This window comes from Ferruginibacter sp. (assembly GCF_031430955.1).
Taxonomy (GTDB): domain Bacteria; phylum Bacteroidota; class Bacteroidia; order Chitinophagales; family Chitinophagaceae; genus Ferruginibacter.
Window position 1 is genome coordinate 1 of record NZ_JANPCM010000281.1, and the last position, 3,694, is coordinate 3,694.

General features: G+C 35.8%; 4 protein-coding genes. 3 read left to right on the forward strand and 1 reads right to left on the reverse strand.

All coding sequences use genetic code 11. The annotated features are described in order from the left end of the window. Together ACY65O_RS07905 and ACY65O_RS07910 are read left to right on the forward strand one after the other, a co-directional pair. The coding region (locus ACY65O_RS07905) for an OmpA family protein (RefSeq protein ID WP_462220313.1) at positions 1–1,098 on the forward strand (1,098 nt) is incomplete at its 5' end. Positions 1,099–1,127: 29 nt separating this feature from the next. Continuing rightward, positions 1,128–2,369: a hypothetical protein gene (locus ACY65O_RS07910; protein WP_462220314.1), complete on the forward strand. Its 1,242-nt coding sequence runs from the start codon at positions 1,128–1,130 to the stop codon at positions 2,367–2,369. Between the two features lie 84 nt (positions 2,370–2,453). Here ACY65O_RS07910 and ACY65O_RS07915 read toward each other — a convergent pair whose 3' ends face one another. After that, positions 2,454–3,284, reverse strand: coding sequence for a hypothetical protein (locus tag ACY65O_RS07915; protein ID WP_462220315.1), 831 nt, complete (start codon positions 3,282–3,284; stop codon positions 2,454–2,456). 106 nt (positions 3,285–3,390) lie between these two features. On the opposite strand from ACY65O_RS07915, the gene ACY65O_RS07920 reads away from it, so the two are divergent. Next, on the forward strand, positions 3,391–3,694 hold a 304-nt coding region (locus ACY65O_RS07920; RefSeq protein WP_462220316.1), incomplete at its 3' end, for a DUF3667 domain-containing protein.

Sequence of the window (3,694 nt, forward strand, 5' to 3'; positions counted from 1 at the left end):
GAAGAAACTGTACCGGCAGATAACAATTCAGCAAGTAAAAATGTTACTGTAATTCCTGCAACCAACCCATCAACCGGTATTGCCCAGGTAAATAGTTTTTCAGATTTTATGCCAGGCAACAACATAATTTTTTTTGATGATTTTAAACAGGATGCCCTTGCAGATTTCCCTGCAAAATGGAATACTAACGGCAGCGGAAAAATTGTAACTATTGATGGAGTAGAAGGAAAGTGGCTGGATATTGTTCATAATACAATTGTTAATCCGCTGCTTGATAAACAGCTTCCCGAAAATTGTACCATTGAATTTGATTTATTTCTTCAGGCCCAGCCAGAAAGATCCACGCCTTACATACAGTTTGGTCTTACACCTGTAAAAGATATTTTAAAAGAAGATCTTTTTTATAAAGATAAATTTTTTGTAAGCATCAGCAGGTATAATGAAAACGATGGAAAAACAGTAGAGTATGGTTTAAAAGACGTTATCGGTAATAAAAATGATTTTGCATTGCCATCTTATGCAAACAAAGTACTGCATGTTAGTATGGCAATAAATAAAACAAGGGTAAGGGTATATTTTGATAAATTAAAACTAATCGACCTGCCCCGTGCACTGACACCCGAGCTTAGGAATAATTTTTATCTCTGCAATATGTATATCATACCGGCATCGGAGCTTGGCGTATTGGTTAGTAATATCCGCATTGCATCAGCCGAAACAGATGCCAGGAGTTTGTTGATTAAGCAGTTAATGGAAGAAGGTAAAGCAGTTACCAATGATATTTTATTTGATGTAAACAGCGATGTAATTAAAAAAGAATCGTACAGCATTGTTAACCAGTTTGGCGACGCAATGAAAGGTAATGCATCGCTTAAAATAAAAATTATCGGCCATACTGATATTGATGGTAATGCAGCAACTAATATTGCACTCTCCAAAAAAAGGGCAGCGGCGGTTAAGCAGTATTTAATTACTAACTATAATATTGAAGATGCCAGAATACAAACAGACGGTAAAGGTGCAGTGCAACCTGTAGCTGAAAATACATCGGCACAAGGCAAAGCAAAAAACCGGAGAGTAGAATTTTTTAAACTCTGAATTTTTCTTAAAAAATAATTTAAACCGTAATGAAAAAATTTCAAATAATATTTTTATACTTTTTTTTGCTGATGATAAACAGCATAACTGCACAACCACCAGGGCCGGATACCGTAAGCTGGAGCGGAATAAGAACCAGAATGGTTTCCGCCCCCATATTGAGGCCTGGCGCAGAGCCAATGACATTGTTACCCAACCGGCAACGTTTTTGTTTTGATATGACACTTCATGTAGAAATGGTGTATGGCGGCACCATTCAGCAGGGTGTATTTCTTAATACAACAGATGGTTATATTGGTTTTGAAGCTGGTAAAGTAGATGGTAGCGAACCCATTACTTTAATTATGCCCGAGCTGCCTGATTTTTCATTTATGGTATTTGGCTATAAGGGCAATGCTTATCGTTATTTTAACCGGAAAAATAAGCAGGGTGTGCAGGAACATTGGGTAACTACCGGCAATACCAATACGCATAAATACCAGCTTACTGATGCACTTACTGCTGCGCCAATTGAAAGAAAAAATATACGTAAATTATTTTGCGATGGTAAGGCAAATGCTATGGCATATAAATTACCCGACCAGCCTACTGTATGGTATATTTATGGGGACAGGTACCCGGAAAAATTACACATACAAAAATTTTTTGGCGGATTTGGAGTAGGTGTAGTAAGGTGCGAAGAAGGTGTATTTATGATAATGGAAATGCAGACAGGAAGTAACCGGAGTACCATAAAAAATATTGATCAGGCCATGGCCTGCTTTAACGCTACCGGGTACAAAATAGAAGAAGATGAATTTATAATAAGCCGAAGATTAGCATTAGACAAAGAGAGAGAGCGTGTGGAGCGGCATGCGGCAAGTGCACAAAGGGCACGTACCTGTCAATCGCAACGCATGGCAATTGTAAATTTTGAAAGAGAGGAATTAAGAAGGCAGGAAGAAAATCTTACTAACTCAAGCCATGGTAATACTTTTCAGGATTCGGTAACACAAAAAGCTTACGCAGGTATGATGGATCCACTAACATCAGTTTATGTTGGTATACTTGAGGCAGAATTAAATATTTGTGAAGCTCAGGAAGCGCTTAACCGTGGCACATCTCAAAGTGCTGAGCAAAAGTTAGCCTGCAGCTCTTCCAGGCTTGCAAGGCTTACAGTATTGCAGCAGCAAATGCGTGCATTAGATACTGAATATGCCAGCCAGCCCGGAATGGCGCTTGGTAAAAAATCGCAATTACTTTTAATTGAAATGAGAAACAATTGTAATTAAAAAAGTAAAAAAAAATAATCTTTACAGTCTAAAAATCAGTAAACCTGTTTTATTCACAACTCTCCATTCACCATTTACAAATTACTACTTATACTCATACTCAATAGTACCCATCAATCTTTTTTCTTTAGAGTAGCATTTTTCTCTTATACGCAGGCCGTTATCATAAGTATATCTCCAGATAAAATAATAACTGCCGCCCTCTTCGGTAGTGGTCATTTGAGCAATTAAACCAGCAGTATTGTATTCAAAAATATAATCGGGCAGCATTTTCTGGTTAAACTGGTTCATACGCACTACATCGGTGATCCTGTTTTTATTATCGTAGTAATAATAATAGGTATCGCCGGTTTTAGTATTTTTTTCTATGCTTACATTATTATTGTCATCTGTAGAAAAAACAAAACTGGTACTGTCTGTATTGTTTTTTATACGGGTCATTTTTACGGGCAAATCTTTATCGTTGTATTCATAAATATGCTCTTCTCTTATTTCATTTTTAAAATCATCATCACTGCTGCGTATAATTGATACAATACTTTTTATTTTATTGCTGCCGGTATAAGTGTAAGTTGATGTGCTGGAAGATATATCCGAACTGTCGAGTGTTTGCAATAAAAGCGCTTTATCATTAAAGGTAGAAGTAAATTCAGAAGCACCGGTTACATTTGATTTTGTAAGTGTTTCCACGGCAGTGTAATTCCTGTTGATTTTTTTTTCGCAAAAAAAACCTTCACTTGGGCTGCCATCATCTTCAAAACTTTTTAAGCTGATGCTTTTTATTTTTTGCTCCCTCAATTGCGCCATCTCGGCAATTAACTGGTTATTACTTAAAATATCTTTGTAATAATATTGTGCACTGGCGCTAAAAGAGAAAACGAAGATTACTGCGGATGCAAAAACTGTTTTTATCATGAATTATTTTTTCTTTGGCAAAAGTAACTATCTTTTATTAACTTAAATTGTACCATAAATGCATAAGCCGCTAAACTTTATTATTTTTAACAAAATTAATTAACACTTGAGTCATCTATCAGAGCGAAAAGAAAAAAAATGTTTAAACTGTAATGCACAGGTACAGGGTAAATATTGCCATATTTGCGGTCAGGAAAATATTGAACCTAAAGAAACGGTATGGCATTTAATTTCGCATTTTTTCCAGGATATTACTCATTTTGATGGCAAATTTTTCAGTTCTCTTAAACTATTAATTACTAAACCCGGCTTTTTACCAACAGAATATATGGTGGGCAGGCGTGCAAGTTATTTAAACCCAATACGTTTTTATGTATTTACCTCTGCATTATTTTTTTTAATTTTCTTTT

Coding starts and splice junctions, on each gene's coding strand:
- ACY65O_RS07910 (WP_462220314.1), top strand. CDS start 1,128: ATGAAAAAATTTCAAATAATATTTTTATACTTTTTTTTGCTGATGATA.
- ACY65O_RS07915 (WP_462220315.1), bottom strand. CDS start 3,284: ATGATAAAAACAGTTTTTGCATCCGCAGTAATCTTCGTTTTCTCTTTT.